General features: G+C 70.5%; 14 protein-coding genes. 7 read left to right on the top strand and 7 right to left on the bottom strand.

The annotated features are described in order from the left end of the window. Positions 1-15 precede the first annotated feature (15 nt). From JW613_RS26675 to JW613_RS26660, 4 genes are all read right to left on the bottom strand, one after another. Complete coding sequence (locus JW613_RS26675; RefSeq protein WP_209213457.1) at positions 16-1,284, bottom strand: hypothetical protein; 1,269 nt, start codon at positions 1,282-1,284, stop codon at positions 16-18. After that, positions 1,266-2,045 (bottom strand): ABC transporter ATP-binding protein, encoded by a 780-nt coding sequence (locus JW613_RS26670; RefSeq protein WP_209213456.1) that lies wholly within the window; start codon positions 2,043-2,045, stop codon positions 1,266-1,268. The genes JW613_RS26675 and JW613_RS26670 overlap by 19 nt, the downstream gene beginning before the upstream one ends. Positions 2,046-2,239: 194 nt before the next feature. Further along, positions 2,240-3,646 carry an aspartate aminotransferase family protein gene (locus tag JW613_RS26665; protein WP_209213455.1) on the bottom strand — a complete coding sequence of 469 codons (1,407 nt, stop codon included), beginning with the start codon at positions 3,644-3,646 and terminating at the stop codon, positions 2,240-2,242. Continuing rightward, positions 3,631-4,119: an Lrp/AsnC family transcriptional regulator gene (locus tag JW613_RS26660; RefSeq protein WP_099884642.1), complete on the bottom strand. Its 489-nt coding sequence runs from the start codon at positions 4,117-4,119 to the stop codon at positions 3,631-3,633. The genes JW613_RS26665 and JW613_RS26660 overlap by 16 nt, the downstream gene beginning before the upstream one ends. Positions 4,120-4,290: 171 nt before the next feature. Here JW613_RS26660 and JW613_RS26655 point away from each other — a divergent pair, with 171 nt between their 5' ends. Next, positions 4,291-5,724: a gamma-aminobutyraldehyde dehydrogenase gene (locus tag JW613_RS26655; RefSeq protein ID WP_209213454.1), complete on the top strand. Its 1,434-nt coding sequence runs from the start codon at positions 4,291-4,293 to the stop codon at positions 5,722-5,724. Between the two features lie 148 nt (positions 5,725-5,872). Here the strand turns inward: JW613_RS26655 and JW613_RS26650 are convergent, their stop codons facing one another. From JW613_RS26650 to JW613_RS26640, 3 genes are all read right to left on the bottom strand, one after another. Next, positions 5,873-6,229 carry a zinc-ribbon domain-containing protein gene (locus tag JW613_RS26650; protein ID WP_209213507.1) on the bottom strand — a complete coding sequence of 119 codons (357 nt, stop codon included), beginning with the start codon at positions 6,227-6,229 and terminating at the stop codon, positions 5,873-5,875. Positions 6,230-6,302: 73 nt separating this feature from the next. Further along, on the bottom strand, positions 6,303-7,055 hold the full coding sequence (locus tag JW613_RS26645; RefSeq protein WP_209213453.1) for a glycerophosphodiester phosphodiesterase: 753 nt from the start codon (positions 7,053-7,055) through the stop codon (positions 6,303-6,305). Continuing rightward, the gene (locus JW613_RS26640) at positions 7,052-8,125 is read right to left on the bottom strand and encodes an adenosine deaminase (protein WP_209213452.1); all 1,074 of its coding nucleotides are present in this window, start codon (positions 8,123-8,125) and stop codon (positions 7,052-7,054) included. Before JW613_RS26640 ends, JW613_RS26645 begins: the two co-directional genes overlap by 4 nt. 83 nt (positions 8,126-8,208) lie before the next feature. Here JW613_RS26640 and JW613_RS26635 point away from each other — a divergent pair, with 83 nt between their 5' ends. From JW613_RS26635 to JW613_RS26610, 6 genes are all read left to right on the top strand, one after another. Continuing rightward, positions 8,209-8,964, top strand: a complete 756-nt coding sequence (locus JW613_RS26635; RefSeq protein WP_209213451.1) for a DUF4190 domain-containing protein — start codon at positions 8,209-8,211, stop codon at positions 8,962-8,964. A gap of 331 nt (positions 8,965-9,295) precedes the next feature. Next, positions 9,296-10,819: a gamma-aminobutyraldehyde dehydrogenase gene (locus tag JW613_RS26630; RefSeq protein ID WP_209213450.1), complete on the top strand. Its 1,524-nt coding sequence runs from the start codon at positions 9,296-9,298 to the stop codon at positions 10,817-10,819. A 94-nt stretch (positions 10,820-10,913) separates the two neighbouring features. Then, positions 10,914-12,155: a polyamine ABC transporter substrate-binding protein gene (locus JW613_RS26625; RefSeq protein WP_209213449.1), complete on the top strand. Its 1,242-nt coding sequence runs from the start codon at positions 10,914-10,916 to the stop codon at positions 12,153-12,155. A gap of 72 nt (positions 12,156-12,227) precedes the next feature. Continuing rightward, positions 12,228-13,400, top strand: coding sequence for an ABC transporter ATP-binding protein (locus JW613_RS26620; RefSeq protein WP_209213448.1), 1,173 nt, complete (start codon positions 12,228-12,230; stop codon positions 13,398-13,400). After that, on the top strand, positions 13,397-14,380 hold the full coding sequence (locus tag JW613_RS26615; protein WP_209213447.1) for an ABC transporter permease: 984 nt from the start codon (positions 13,397-13,399) through the stop codon (positions 14,378-14,380). Before JW613_RS26620 ends, JW613_RS26615 begins: the two co-directional genes overlap by 4 nt. Positions 14,381-14,520: 140 nt before the next feature. Then, on the top strand, positions 14,521-15,309 hold the full coding sequence (locus JW613_RS26610) for an ABC transporter permease (protein ID WP_307866050.1): 789 nt from the start codon (positions 14,521-14,523) through the stop codon (positions 15,307-15,309). The last annotated feature ends 142 nt before the right edge of the window (positions 15,310-15,451 follow it).

The following is a 15,451-nucleotide window of genomic DNA, read 5'->3' as shown; positions in this document are numbered from 1 at the left end:
GTCCGGCGTGCCGCCTCAGTGCGGTGGGAGCGGAGTGAGCATCCCGGCCGTCGTGGCGAGTGCCGTGAACACCGCCCACAGCACGCCGGCCCGCAGCAGCGTCACAGCCCGCCCCAGCCGGCGGGGCGCCCCGATCCGGTCCAGCAGCTCCCCCAGCGGCGCACGGGCGTGCCGGGCCCGGGTGAGCGCCGCCAGCACGGCACCGGCCACACAGCATCCGGTGAGCGTCGCCGTCGCCCCCACCAGCGGGCCGGGCGCGAGCGGCGCGTCACCGGTGAGCCGCGCACGGGCGAGGGCCAACAGCGCCGCCGCAACAGCGCTGAGCGCGCCCAGCGAGCGGCCCAGCAAGGGTGCTTCGCGTACCAGTGTGCGTCCTGCCAGCAGCCGTACCGGCCCCGGCCGCAGGGCGCCCAGCAGGCGGCCGCTCAGCGCTGCCAGACCGGGACCGGTCAGCATCAGCCCGAACGCGGCGAGCAGCCACCCGGCGGCCAGCGGTGAGGTCGCCAGGTCCTCGATGCGCACTGCCCGGTCCTCGAGCCGTGCGGTGCCGGTCACGGTTGCCATCTGTGGCGCGTAGGCGGCCAGCAGCAGCCCGCCGGAAGTCAGCACGGCCCCCCACAGCAGCCCCGCTCGGCAGGAGGGTCCGGAATCGTCCCGGCGTCCGGCGAGGGTCTGCTCGGATCCGGCCGGCCCCCGGTGGCTCCGTGCCGATGTCCCAGGTTCCGCCGCCGCGCCCGCTGCCGGTGCCGGGGCGCTGGACCTGGCCCCCCAGGCGGCGGCGAGGGCGGTCAGCAGGGGAACGGTGCTCAGCAGTGTCACGACGGCGGGCGCGGGCAGCGGCTGCTCGGGAAGCGGGAGCCCGGTGGCGGCTCCCGGCAGCGTCAACCCGTGCACCGAGCCGTCGGTGCCGAAGAGACCGCCGATGTCGCCCCGTGCGGTCACCAGCAGTACCAGTGCGCTGCCCGCCAGGCCGGGGGCCGCGGCGGTGCGCGCGGCCAGCAGCGGCAGCCGGGCGGGCCCCAGCCCGGCCGCGTCCAGCCCGGAGCGGGCCTCGGGGCGCGGCTCGGTGCGTCCGAGGGCCGCGGCGAGCTGTGCGGCGACGGCGAGCGGGACCAGGCACCACAGCAGGCGCACCAGGGCGGCGGCCCGGTGGCCGGGGTGTTCCAGGGCGTAGGAGAGGGTGGCGAGCAGCAGCAGACCGATGCCTGCCGAGGCGCACAGGAGCAGCAGCCGGAGCAGGAGCGCCAGGGGCGGTGCGGTGAGTGTCAGACGGAGAGTGAGCACGCTGCCGCGCCTTCCGGTCCTGCGGATCGTGCGGCAGCGCCGCTGTGGGCGGGGGTGCGGGACCGCCGCCCGTCGGTGAGTGTGACGATGCGGTCCGCGAGCGCGGCGCCGGTCGCGTCGGAGGTGCGTGCCGCCTGGTCGAGGGTGAAGTCGTGGGAGGCCAGGAGGACGGTGATGCCGTGCGAACGGGCTGCCGCGCTGAGCGCCCGCAGCACTTGCGCGCGGTCGCTCTGGTGCAGCGGGGCGGTGGGTTCGTCGGCGAAGAGCACGGTGGGGGAGTGGACGAGGGCGCGGGCCACCGCGACGCGCTGGCGCTGTGCTTGGCGGAGCGCGTCGGGCCGCTTGCTCGCACAGTCGCCCACGTCCAGCCGGTCCAGCCAGGAGCGGGCTGCCCGGCGGGCGGCACGGTAGCCGCTGCCGTGCAGCAGGAGAGGGAGCGCGGCGTTCTCCCAGGCGGTCAGTTCGGGGACGAGGCGGGGGCTGCTGTCGATCCAGCCGAAGCGGTGCAGCCGCAGTCGCTCACGGGCGGCCCGGCCGAGGGTGTGCACAGGGGCGCTGTTGAACCAGACTTCGCCCTGTTCGGGCAGCACCTGACCGGACAGACAGCGCAGCAGTGTGGTCTTTCCGCTCCCCCGAGGGCCTGTGAGGGCGACGATCTCGCCCTCCCGGACACCGATCGAGACGCCCTGCAGCGCGGGTGAACCGTCGTAGGCGTAGTGCACTCCTCGCGCCCAGAGCACGTCGTCCGGCGGGGCGGCCATGGGGCACCTCCACTCAACATCGCGAGCCGTCATTCCCTCTGGAGGGTGAAACGAGGGGCGGTGGCATCGGTCACTGGACCGATGCCACCGCCCCTCATGCGGCCGTGCCGGGTGGCCTGCGGATTCCGGGCCCGTCGCTGCTCACAGCTGCGCCCGCGCTCTCAGCTGCGCTCACGCGTACAGCTCACCGAGGCCTACAGCTTGGTCCACGCCTCCGTCAGCACGGAGCGCAGGATCTGCTCGGCCTCGTCGAACACCTTCTGGTCGGAGATCAGCGGCGGGGCGAGCTGGACGACCGGGTCGCCACGGTCGTCGGCGCGGCAGTACAGACCGTTCTCGTACAGCGCCTTGGACAGGAAGCCGTACAGGACGCGCTCGGACTCCTCCTCCGTGAACGTCTCCTTGGTGGCCTTGTCCTTGACGAGTTCGATGCCGTAGAAGAAGCCGTTGCCGCGCACGTCGCCGACGATCGGCAGGTCGTGCAGCTTCTGGAGGGTGCTGTAGAAGTTGCCCTCGTTGTCCAGCACGTGCTGGTTGAGGCCCTCGCGTTCGAAGATGTCGAGGTTGGCCAGTGCGACGGCGGCCGAGACCGGGTGGCCGCCGAAGGTGTAGCCGTGCAGGAAGGTGTTGTCACCGTTGTAGAAGGGCTCGGCGAGGCGATCGGAGATGATCGCGGCTCCTATCGGGGAGTAGCCGGACGTCATGCCCTTGGCGCAGGTGATGATGTCGGGCACGTAGCCGAACTTGTCGCAGGCGAAGACGGTGCCCAGCCGGCCGAAGGCGCAGATGACCTCGTCGGAGACGAGCAGCACCTCGTACTTGTCGCAGATCTCGCGGACCCGCTGGAAGTATCCGGGCGGCGGCGGGAAGCAGCCGCCGGCGTTCTGCACCGGCTCCAGGAAGACCGCGGCGACGGTCTCCGGGCCCTCGAAGAGGATCTGCTGCTCGATCTGGTCGGCGGCCCAGCGGCCGAACGCCTCCGGGTCGTCGCCGTGGATCGGTGCGCGGTAGATGTTGGTGTTGGGCACCTTGTGCGCGCCGGGGACCAGCGGCTCGAAGGGTGCCTTGAGGGCCGGCAGCCCGGTGATGGCCAGGGCGCCCTGCGGGGTGCCGTGGTAGGCGACGGCCCGCGAGATGACCTTGTGCTTCATCGGGTTGCCGGTCAGCTTGTGGTACTGCTTGGCCAGCTTCCACGCCGTCTCGACCGCCTCGCCGCCGCCCGTGGTGAAGAAGACCTTGTTCAGGTCGCCGGGCGCGTGGTTCGCCAGCCGTTCGGCCAGCTCGATCGCCTTGGGGTGCGCGTAGGACCAGATGGGGAAGAAGGCGAGGTCCTGGGCCTGCTTGTTGGCGGCCTCCGCCAGCTCGGCGCGGCCGTGCCCCGCCTGGACGACGAACAGGCCCGCCAGGCCGTCGAGGTAGCGCTTGCCGTCGGTGTCGTAGATGTAGACGCCCTCGCCCCGGGCGATGGTCGGAACCGGCGCGTGCTGGTACGACGACATGCGGGTGAAGTGCATCCACAGGTGGTCGTTCGCGGTGCGGGAGAGGTCCTTGCTCCCCTGGCTGGCGTGACTGTCCTTGCTCACTGTTATCGCGTTCCCCATGTGTAGGTCTGCTTGCGCAGCTTGAGGTAGACGAAGCTCTCCGTCGACCGCACGCCCGGCAGGGTCCGGATGCGTTTGTTGATCAGTTCGAGGAGATGGTCGTCGTCGTGGCACACGATCTCGACGAGCAGGTCGAACGAGCCCGCCGCGATCACGACGTAGTCGACCTCGTCGATCTCGGCGAGCGCGTCGGCGACCGGTTCGACGTCACCGTCGACCGTGACGCCGAGCATCGCCTGGCGCATGAAGCCGACGGTGAGCGGATCCGTCACGGCGACGATCTGCATGACGCCCTGCTCCTGGAGTTTCTGGACGCGCTGGCGCACGGCCGCCTCCGACAGGCCCACGGCCTTGCCGATGGCGGCGTACGGACGTCGTCCGTCCTCCTGGAGCTGTTCGATGATTGCCAGGGACACGGCATCCAGGGATGAGGAGCCGGCTGTCTTCTTCGAGTCGCGAGCCACGGGTGCCACTGTGCATGAGACATCCTCCGTCCCGCAACCCTTGAGCGATGTAATCCGCAGCCAATCGGGCGGCTAAACACTGATTCCGTTGTTCGGTGGCGTTGGGCATATCGAAAACGTTGGTCGGCCGGTTAGGGTGGCAGTCTCACCCAATGGACAACGGAGCAGGAGGGGTGCGAAGTGACCACCGAGCTGCGTCGACTGCGCAACTACATCGACGGGGAGTTCAGGGACGCCGCTGACGGCCGGACCACCGAGGTGGTCAACCCGGCGACGGGTGAGGCGTACGCCACGGCACCGCTGTCCGGCGCCGCCGATGTCGACGCCGCGATGGCCGCCGCCGAGGCCGCCTTTCCCGCCTGGCGGGACGCCACGCCCGGGACCCGTCAGCAGGCCATCCTCAAGATCGCCGACGCCCTGGAGGCACGGGCCGACGAGCTGCTGGCCGCCGAGTGCGAGAACTGCGGCAAGCCGCTGGAGCTGACCCGGCAGGAGGAGCTGCCGATGATGCTCGACCAGATCCGCTTCTTCGCGGGCGCCGCCCGGATGCTGGACGGCAAGTCGGCCGGCGAGTACATGGAGGGCCTGACCTCCTTCGTGCGGCGCGAGCCGATCGGCGTGTGCGCCCAGGTGGCGCCGTGGAACTACCCGGCGATGATGGCCGTGTGGAAGTTCGCCCCGGCCCTCGCGGCGGGCAACACGGTCGTGCTCAAGCCCTCGGACACCACCCCGGCCTCCACGGTCTTCATGGCCGAGGTGATGGGCGAGATCCTGCCCAAGGGCGTCTTCAACGTGGTGTGCGGTGACCGGGACACCGGTCGGCTGCTCGTCGAGCACAAGACCCCGGCGATGGCCTCGATCACCGGTTCGGTGCGCGCCGGTATGGAGGTCGCGGCCAGCGGCGCCAAGGACCTCAAGCGGGTCCACCTGGAGCTGGGCGGCAAGGCCCCCTGTGTCGTCTTCGACGACGCGGACATCCCGGCGGCCGTGGAGGGCATCAGGGACGGCGGCTTCTTCAACGCCGGGCAGGACTGCACCGCCGCGACCCGCGTACTCGTCCAGGAGGGCGTCTACGAGGAGTTCGTGCAGGCCCTTGCCAAGGCCGCAGCCGAGGTGAAGACCGGCGACCTGAGCGACGAGGACTGCTTCTACGGCCCGCTGAACAACCCCACCCACCTGGAGAAGGTCGAGGGCTTCATCGACCGCCTGCCGGCCCACGCCAAGGTCGAGGCGGGCGGCGAGCGCGTGGGTGACAAGGGGTACTTCTACGCGCCGACCGTCGTCTCCGGGCTCAAGCAGGACGACGAGATCATCCAGAACGAGGTCTTCGGCCCGGTGATCACAGTCCAGAAGTTCACGGACGAGGCGCAGGCGGTCACCTGGGCCAACGACGTGGAGTACGCGCTGGCGTCGTCGGTGTGGACGACCAACCACGGCACCGCGATGCGGATGTCCAAGGCGCTGGACTTCGGCTGTGTGTGGATCAACACCCACATCCCGCTCGTCGCCGAGATGCCGCACGGCGGCTTCAAGAAGTCCGGCTACGGCAAGGACCTGTCGATGTACGGGCTGGAGGACTACACCCGCGTCAAGCACGTCATGACGGCGATGTGACCCCGCTCGCGCGGTGAGCGCCGCCCCGGTGGGCGCCGTCTCGCACCTCGGGGCCCGCACTCTGCCGCAGGGTGCGGGCCCCGTCGTACGCACACGCGATCGTCGTACGGTGCGCGGTCCCAGGCGCCTACGGTGCGCGGTCCCGGGCTCAGGACTGGTACGGGTTCCGGGGCTGCTGGCCCGCGAAGGGGTTGCCGCTGTGGGCGCCGCCCGGCTGCGGCGGCATGCCGCCCGCGCCCTGCTGCGGGCCGGGCCCGCCGGCCGGAGCGGCGCCCTGGGCCAGCAGTTGTTCGGCCGACTCCTTGGAGACCTCCGTCTGCGCTCCGCAGAAGGTGCACTGGATCGAGTGCTTCGCAGGTGCGATCGGGAAGAGCGGGATGAAGAACAGCGAGAACTTCGTCACGCGCTTGCGCAGCGGGTGCGCGGACGGGTTGCCGCAGAAGCCGCAGAGGAGGTTCAGCATCGCCAGCTGCACCAGCTTGCTGCTGGTACCGAAAATGATCACAGCGGTATCCATTCACGAGTGCGTAGACGGCGTGTACGAGCCAATCATTCGCAGGTGCCCCGCGTAAGGCACCTCATGTAACAAGCCTGCCCCAACTCCCGCGGGCGGGCGAGGACTCCAAGGCGCTCACCAGCCGGGCGATGTGATTGGTGGTGATCGCGTCGACGCCCAGTACGGCGAGCCTGCGCATGGTGCGCACCCGATCGACCGTCCAGGCGGAGACCAGTCGTCCGTCGGCGTGCGCGCGGGCGATCAGTTCCGGGGTGAGCAAACCGAAGCCGTAGTTGAGCCAGCGGGGCCGCAGTTCTTCCAGCAGGGTCGGCCGCACCGGTGCCGCACGCTCCCAGGTGAGCGCCAGCTCGGCGCCCGGCTCCGCCGCGCGCACCCGCCGCATCGCTTCCGGGCCGCCGCAGTAGTAGACGCGTTCGGCCGCGTCGGCAGCGCGCACTGCGGCGACGGTGGCCGGCACCGCCGCCGGATCCGGCAGGTCGATGAGCGTACGGACCGTGTCGGTGACGGCCAGCGCGTCGTCGAGCGAGGGCACGCCCTCGGCCAGGGCGGTCAGCCGCTCGTGGGTGAGCGCGGCGAGCGCGACCTCGTGGCCCCACAACCGCTCCAGCGTGCGGTCGTGCAGCACCACGGGGACCCCGTCACGGGTGAGCCGTACGTCGAGTTCCACGGCGTCCGCACCCGCGGCCACGGCGGCACGGAAGGAGGGCAGGGTGTTCTCCCGCGCCGCGAAGGGCGCGCCCCGGTGCGCCACCGCGGCCGGCCGCCCACGCGGAGGGCCGGCCTGTGGTGCGGCCGGAGCCGTCTCGTCGGTCACCCGGTGCGCTGCCAGGTCGCCAGATAGGTGTCGATCTCCTCGCACAGTCGCGCCTTGCCCGCCTCGTCCAGGAAGGACACCTTCACCGCGTTCCTGGCGAGCGTCGCGACGCCGGGTGCGTCCAGGCCCAGCAGCCGTGCCGCGATGCCGTACTCGGTGTTGAGGTCGGTGCCGAACATCGGCGGGTCGTCGCTGTTGACCGTCACCAGCACGCCCGACTTGGCCATCTCGCCGATGGGATGGCTCTCCAGCGTGTCCACGGCCCGGGTCGCGATGTTCGAGGTCGGGCAGACCTCCAGCGGAATGCCGCGCTCGGCCAGGTGCTCCAGCAGCCGCGGGTCCTGGACGGCGCTGGTGCCGTGGCCGATGCGCTCGGCACGCAGCGAGGTGAGCGCGTCCCAGATCGTGCCCGGCCCCGTCGTCTCGCCCGCGTGCGGGACGCTGTGCAGCCCGGCGGCCAGCGCACGGTCGAAGTAGGGCTTGAACTGCGGCCGCGGCACACCGATCTCCGGTCCGCCGAGTCCGAAGGAGATCAACCCGTCCGGTGCCAGCTCGGTGGCGATCCGGGTGGTCTCCTCCGCCGCCGCGAGTCCGGCCTCGCCGGGGATGTCGAACGTCCAGCGCAGCACCACGCCGAGCTCCCGCTCGGCGGCGCGGCGGGCGTCCTCGATGGCTTCCAGGAAGGCGCCGTCGGGAATGCCGCGGCTCACCGAGCTGTAGGGGGTGACGGTCAGCTCCGCGTACCGGATCGACTGCCGCGCCATGTCGCGGGCGATCTCGTACGTCAGCAGGCGCACGTCCTCGGCGTCCCTGATCAGATCCACGACCGACAGATAGACCTGGATGAAGTGGGCGAAGTCGGTGAAGGTGAAGTACTCCGAGAGCGCGTCGGCGTCCGCCGGCACTCCCGCCTCCGGGTGGCGGGCCGCGAGCTCGGCCACGATCCGTGGCGAGGCGGAGCCGACGTGGTGCACGTGCAGCTCCGCCTTGGGCAGCCCTGCGATGAAGGCGGCCAGATCGTCGGAAGGATGGGACAAGGGGGCCTCCGGCTGGTTGCGGGTCCGCAACATCGTAGGCGGCTGCCGCACCGAGTGATGTCCGAGCTGCCGCTTAGCATGAGGGACAGGGAACGGAGCACAGGAGGGGGGACGCGATGGACCAGGGGGCAGGGCAGATGCCGTCCGCCGGAGCGCCCGGGCACGGGGGCGCGGGCAACGGCGCCGGCCCGGGGGAGGAGAAACCGCCCCCGATACCGACCGCGCCGGACGGACCGGGCCGCTCCTACGGCGGTCGGTACACGCCGGGCCACGGCCCGCAGAGCGGCTCGGCGGGACAGGGGGCGCAGGACGGATACGGCGGCGGACCGGTCGGCTACCCCGGCTACCCCGGACATCCCGGGCCTGGAGCCACCGGCTGGACCGGGGGCTACGACGGCTACGCGGGCCAGGGCGGTTACGCGGGTCAGGGCGGCCCGGCCGGTTACGGCGGCCGGCCCGGTCACGACGGTTACGGTGCCGGGGCGTACGGGCCCTACGGGTACGGATGGCAGGGGCCGCCTCCGCCGGTCGGCAAGTCCGTGGCGGCAATGGTGGTCGGCATCGCCAGCGTGGTGCTCGTCATCACCTGCTGGGGCAGCTTCCTCGCCGTCTTCTCCTCCGTCGTCGCGCTGGTCCTGGGCGTCAGTGCCCGGCGCGGAGTGGACCGGGGCGAGCTGGGCGGCGGCGGACAGGCGACGGCCGGGTTCATCCTCGGCATCGTCGGACTCGTGCTCTCGGTGGTCATCAGCACGCTGCTGATCCTCGGGCTGACGGTCTGGTCGGACGACTCGGGGAGTGGTTCGGGCGGCGGCGGCAGCGGTGACTCCTACGATGCGCGGGGCGCGCGGGCTCCGGCGGCTCTGACGCTGTAGAGGCCGAGCCGCCGCTCCAACGCCGAGCAGCCGTACGCCAGTTGTGCCAGAGGCGGCCCTCCCGCTGGATGCGGGGAGGGCCGCCTTTCGTATGTGCCGGGCCGGAATCCGCCCTCGCGCCGCCGCGGGCTCTCCCATCGCGAGGTGAAAGCTCCGCCGGAGTATCGATTCCGTGGCGTAATCAAAAGATAACTACGGAATCCCTTGTTGGATGGTCGAACCCCTGTCAGGATCGGCTGCCAACAGTGGTCCGGGCCACGGTGCCGTGTCAGGGGAACCGTGGCCTGAGGCCGCCGGAGCACGCCGTACGCCGTAGTGGTCAGGAGTCCCGATGGTCCAGCGCTTCGATGTGTCCGAACGGTTCGCCGCGGGCGCCCAGTACGTCGCGGGCAGGCTGGGGCCCGGCACCTCCGGCCGTACGCACGCGGTCGTCGACCCGGCGACCGGCCAGGAGCTCCACACGTACGAGCTGGCCGGCGCAGCCGACGTCGACACCGCCGTGAGCGCGGCCGCCGAGGCCCTGCCCGGCTGGGCGGGTGCCACCCCCGCCGAGCGCTCCGAGGCCATGCACCGCTGGGCGGCCCGGCTGACGGAGCTGACCGACGAGTTCGTCCACGCCGAGTCGCTCCAGTGCGGCAAGCCGCTCAAGCTCTCCGCCGAGTTCGACGTCCCCGGCTCCTTCGACAACGTCGCCTTCTTCGCGGGCGCCGCCCGTCACCTCACCGGTGCGGCGGCGGCCGAGTACAGCGGCGAACACACCTCCTCCATCCGCCGGGAACCGCTCGGCGTCATCGGCTCCATCGCCCCGTGGAACTATCCGCTCCAGATGGCGGCCTGGAAGATCCTCCCGGCTGTGGCGGCAGGCAACACCATCGTCCTCAAGCCCTCCGAGCTCACCCCGCTCACCTCCCTGATGTTCGCGCAGGCCGCACACGAGGCGGGCATCCCGGCCGGTGTCATCAACATCGTCACGGGCGCGGGCCGGGACGCGGGTGAGGCGCTCGTCGCGCATCCCGGCGTCGCCATGACCTCCTTCACCGGCTCCACCGCGGTCGGCAGGCGCGTCGCCGAGATCGCCACCACGGCCTCCCGGCCCGCCAAGCGCCTCCATCTGGAACTGGGCGGCAAGGCCCCCTTCCTGGTGTTCGACGACGCCGACCTCCAGGCCGCGGCCCACGGCGCGGTTGCGGGTGCGCTGATCAACACCGGGCAGGACTGCACAGCGGCGACCCGCGCCTACGTCCAGCGCCCACTGTTCGACGCGTTCGTCTCCGCCGTCGCCGACCTCATGAGCGACGTGCGCGTCGGTGATCCGTTCGCCGACGGTACGGACCTGGGGCCGCTCATCTCCCACGCACAGCGCGACCGGGTGGCCGGTTTCGTGGACCGGGCCCGCTCCTACGCCACCGTCGTCACCGGCGGTGAGGCTCCTGGCGGGGAACTGGCCAAGGGCGCGTACTACCGGCCGACGCTCATCACCGACGCGCCGCAGGACAGCGAGGTCGTCCAGCAGGAGATCTTCGGCCCCGTCCTGGTCGTTCTCCCCTTCGACTCCGACGACGAGGGCATCGCCCTGGCCAACGACACCCCCTACGGACTCGCCGCCTCCGCCTGGAGCCGTTCCGTCTTCCGCACCGGGCGCGCCGCGCGGGAGCTCCAGGCCGGCTGTGTGTGGCTCAACGACCACATCCCGATCATCAGCGAGATGCCGCACGGCGGCTACAAGGCCTCCGGCTACGGCAAGGACATGTCCGCCTACTCCTTCGAGGAGTACACGCAGGTCAAGCACGTCATGTCGGAGACGACCGGCGTGGTGCGCAAGGACTGGCACCGCACCGTCTTCGGCGACCGCTGACAGCATCCGCCGCACCCGTCCCCTCCCTCTTCCCCCCCCCGCATTTCGCACCCCCGCACCCCTTCCCCGTTCTCCCTTCAGGAAGGCGCTCCCCATGGACCTGTACGAAGGACTGCCGGAGCCCGTCGCCAAGGCGTGGGAACGCGGTCTGACCAGTGGCCGCGCCGCGATGTCCCGGCGCAGACTGCTGCGAGCCGCCTCCCTCGCAGCGGCCGGTTCCACCCTCGCCGCCTGCGGAATCCCGCCCGCGGCGGGGAACAAGGGCGGCAACGGCCCCGAGGACACCCCCGACCACTCCCGCGAGGAGAAGGTCCTCAACTTCGCCAACTGGCCGCTCTACATCGACGTCGACGAGAAGAACAAGAAGAAGCGCCCCACGCTCGACCGCTTCGAACGCGAGAGCGGCATCAAGGTCAAGTACGTCGAGGACATCAACGACAACAACGAGTTCTACGGCAAGATCAAGCCGCAGCTCGCCGCAGGACAGGACACCGGCCGGGATCTGGTGTGCCTCTCCGACTGGATGGCGGGCCGCATCATCCGGCAGGGCTGGGCGCAGCGCCTCGACCCGGCCAACCTGCCGCACGCCGTCACCAATCTGGAGGACCGCTTCCGCGCCGCGGCCCACGACCCCGGGCGGCAGTACAGCTATCCATGGGCGGGCACCGCCTGCATCGTCGCGTACAACAAGAAGGCCACCAAGGGGAAAAAGGTCACCAGCGTCACACAGCTGCTGGAGGACGAGTCCCTCAAGGGCCGGATATCCATGCTGACGGAGATGACCGACACCATCGGTCTGACCATGCTCGACATGGGTGTGGACTCCGAACACTTCTCGGCGGACGACTTCGACGCGGCCATCGCCCGCATCCAGAAGGCCGTCGACCGCAAACAGCTCCGCCGCTTCAGCGGCAACGACTACATGGACGAGCTCAACTCCGGTGACATCGCCGCCTGTCTGGCCTGGGCCGGTGACGTGGTGCAACTCCAGATGGACAACCCCGATGTGGAGTTCGCCGTCCCGGAACGCGGCTACCTCTTCGGTACGGACGACCTGCTCGTACCCGCCAAGGCCCGGCACCGCAGCAACGCCGAGGCGCTGATCGACTACTACTACCAGCCCAAGGAAGCCGCCGAACTGGCCGCGTGGGTCAACTACATCTGCCCGGTCTCGGGCGCCCAGGCCGAGATGGAGAAGATCGACAAGGAGCTGGCCGAGGCCCCGTTGATCTTCCCCGACGCGCGGATGATCGCCAAGGGCAAGAACTTCCGGCCGATGAGCGCCAAGGAAGAAGCACGGTACGAGGAGAAGTTCTCCAAGCTCATCGGGGCCTGAGCCGCCCGAGTCCCTGCCCGCCGGGCCTGCTCCCCTCCGCCGGGACCGGCCCCGCCTCCCCGAGGACCGGCCATGACCATCACTCTTTCCGGTACAGCCAAGACCTTCGGCGACTTCACCGCCGTCCATCCGCTCGACCTGACCATCCCCGAGGGCTCGTTCTTCGCGCTGCTGGGCGCCTCCGGCTGCGGCAAGACCACCACGCTGCGCATGATCGCGGGGCTGGAGGAGCCGACGTCCGGCAGCATCCTGCTCGGCGACGACGACATCACCCACCTCCCGCCCCACAAGCGCCCCGTCAACACGGTCTTCCAGAACTACGCGCTCTTCCCGCATCTGGACGTCACCGAGAACATCGCCTTCGGGCTGCGCCGCCGCGGAGTGAAGTCGGTGAAGAAACAGGTCGAGGAGATGCTCGACCTCGTCCAGCTGGGCGACATGGCCCGCCGCAAGCCGCGCCAGCTCTCCGGCGGCCAGCAGCAGCGCGTCGCCCTCGCCCGCGCACTGATCAACCGCCCCCAGGTCCTCCTCCTCGACGAACCGCTGGGCGCCCTCGACCTCAAGCTGCGCCGCCAGATGCAGCTGGAACTCAAACGCATCCAGACGGAGGTCGGCATCACCTTCGTGCACGTCACCCACGACCAGGAAGAGGCCATGACCATGGCCGACAGCGTCGCCGTGATGTACGGCGGACGCGTCGTGCAGCTCGGAGAGCCGGCCGAGCTGTACGAGAACCCCCGCTCCACCTTCGTCGCCAACTTCCTGGGCACCTCGAACCTCATCGAGGCGGAGGTGGACTCCGAAGGCACCGACGAACCGGACGAGCTACGGGTCCATGTGGTGGGCGACGACGCCACCCTGCGGCTGCCGAGGGCCAGGTGCGCCGCCGAAGGCGTGGACGCCGGCACGAAGGTGCTGGTCGGCGTGCGCCCGGAGAAGATCTCCCTGACCCGTACCGACGGCGCGGACTCCGCTTCTCAGGGCGGCTCGGCGGACGGCCGGGCAGGCGTTCCCGAGGGCCGCAACCGGCTCACGGGACGGATCACCGACGCCAGCTACCTCGGCGTCTCGTGGCAGTACCTCGTCGAGACCCCGGCGTGCTCCGAACTCACCGTCTATGAGCAGAACGTCTCCCGCGACGACCGCCTCACGCCCGGCGCACAGGTCGTGGTGCACTGGCGGCCCGAGCACACCTTCGCGCTGGACGCGACCCAGGACGCGGCGGCCGGCGAGGAGGCCGTATGACCGCCGTGGCACCGCTCTCGCCCTCCGGGCGGCCTCCCACCGGCGCGGCCGACGAGGCCGCGTCCGGCCCGGGCAAGGAGCCGGACGGCGCGGGCACCGGAACCGGCACCAGAAGGTCGCGCCGGAGGCTGACCCCGTACTGGCTGCTGCTGCCCGCCGGGCTCTGGCTCGCGGTCTTCTTCGTCGCCCCGCTCTTCTACCAGGCGTCCACCTCCGTGCAGAGCGGCTCACTGGAGGAAGGCTTCCGCGTCACCTGGCAGTTCTCGAACTACACCGACGCGCTGGGGACCTACGGGGAGCACTTCGTCCGTTCGTTCGGCTACGCGGCCGTCGCCACAGGGCTGTGCCTGCTCATCGGCTACCCGCTCGCCTACATGATCGCCCTGCGGGCCGGCCGATGGCGCAACCTGCTGCTGGTGCTGGTGATCGCGCCGTTCTTCACCAGCTTCCTCATCCGCACCCTGGCCTGGAAGACGATCCTCTCCGACGGCGGCCCGGTCGTCGGTGCCCTCGGCTCCCTGCACGTCCTCGATGTGACCAGCTGGCTGGGGCTGACCGCGGACGACCGCGTACTGGCCACGCCGCTGGCGGTGGTCTGCGGGCTGACCTACAACTTCCTGCCCTTCATGATCCTGCCGCTCTACAGCTCGCTGGAGCGGATCGACACCTCGCTGCTCGAAGCGGCCCGCGACCTGTACGCCAAGCCCGCGACCACCTTCCGTAAGGTGACCTTCCCGCTGTCACTGCCCGGTGTGGTGGCCGGCACGCTGCTCACCTTCATCCCGGCGTCCGGCGACTACATCAACGCCCAACTGCTGGGCTCCCCCAACGAGCAGATGGTCGGCAACGCCATCCAGAAGCAGTTCCTCAACGTCCTCGACTACCCGACGGCTGCGGCGATGTCCTTCATCCTGATGGCGCTCATCCTGATCATGGTCAGCGTCTATATGCGCAAGGCCGGAACGGAGGAGCTCGTCTGATGTCCACCACCGTTCGCGTCTCCCCCCGCTCCGATTCCGCCGGCTCCGGGTCCGCCCCCGGTTCCGGTGCCGGGTCCGGCTCCTCCGGCTCCGGCGCTGGGTCCGGGTCCGGGGGACGCTCCCGGCCGTCGCCCGCGCCGGTGCGCTGGCTGCGCAGAAATGCCGTCGTCCTGGTGGGGTGCGCCGCCCTGGCGTATCTGCTGGTGCCCAACCTGGTCGTACTGGCGTTCTCCTTCAACAAGCCCGCCGGTCGCTTCAACTACGCCTGGCGCACCTTCTCGACCGACGCCTGGACCGACCCGTGCGGCGTCGCCAACCTGTGCGGCTCGCTGGGGCTCAGCCTGCGGATCGCGGTGCTGGCCACGCTCTTCGCGACCGCGTTCGGTACCTTCGCGGCCTTCGCGCTGGCCCGCTACCGCTTCCGCGGCAAGAGCACCACCAACGCGCTCATCTTCCTCCCGATGGCCATGCCCGAGGTGGTGATGGGCGCCTCGCTCGGCACCCTCTTCCTCAATACACGTGTGCAGTTCGGGTTCGTGACCATTCTGATCGCGCACGTCATGTTCTGCCTGAGCTTTGTCGTGGTCGCCGTCAAGGCGCGCGTGATGAGCATGGACCCCCGCCTCGAAGAGGCCGCTCGCGATCTGTACGCGGGGCCCTTCCAGACGTTCTGGCGCGTCACACTGCCGCTCGCCGCCCCCGGAATAGCCGCCGGCGCCATGCTCAGCTTCGCCCTGTCGTTCGACGACTTCATCATCACCCAGTTCAACGCCGGCCCCTCGACGGTGACCTTCCCCATGTTCGTCTGGGGCGCGGCACAGCGCGGGGTTCCGGTGCAGGTCAACGTGATCGGCTCGGCCATGTTCGTACTGGCGCTCGCCATCGTGCTGGGAGGGCAGATCGCGGCCAACCGCCGCAAGAAGTCGTGACCGCGCCGCCGCGCTACCACGCCACCGCGGCGGGAAGCGGACATGACGAACAGTGAAAAATGATGATGAGCCGCGATGAATGGCGAGCGGCGCAGAAGAACGACCACGAACCCCGAACCACGAACCCCGAACGAGCCCGAAC

This window comes from Streptomyces smyrnaeus, assembly GCF_017676345.1.
Classification (GTDB): Bacteria; Actinomycetota; Actinomycetes; order Streptomycetales; family Streptomycetaceae; genus Streptomyces; species Streptomyces smyrnaeus.
The sequence above is the reverse complement of the archived record's forward strand: the minus strand, read 5'-3'. Positions and strand labels throughout refer to the sequence as shown.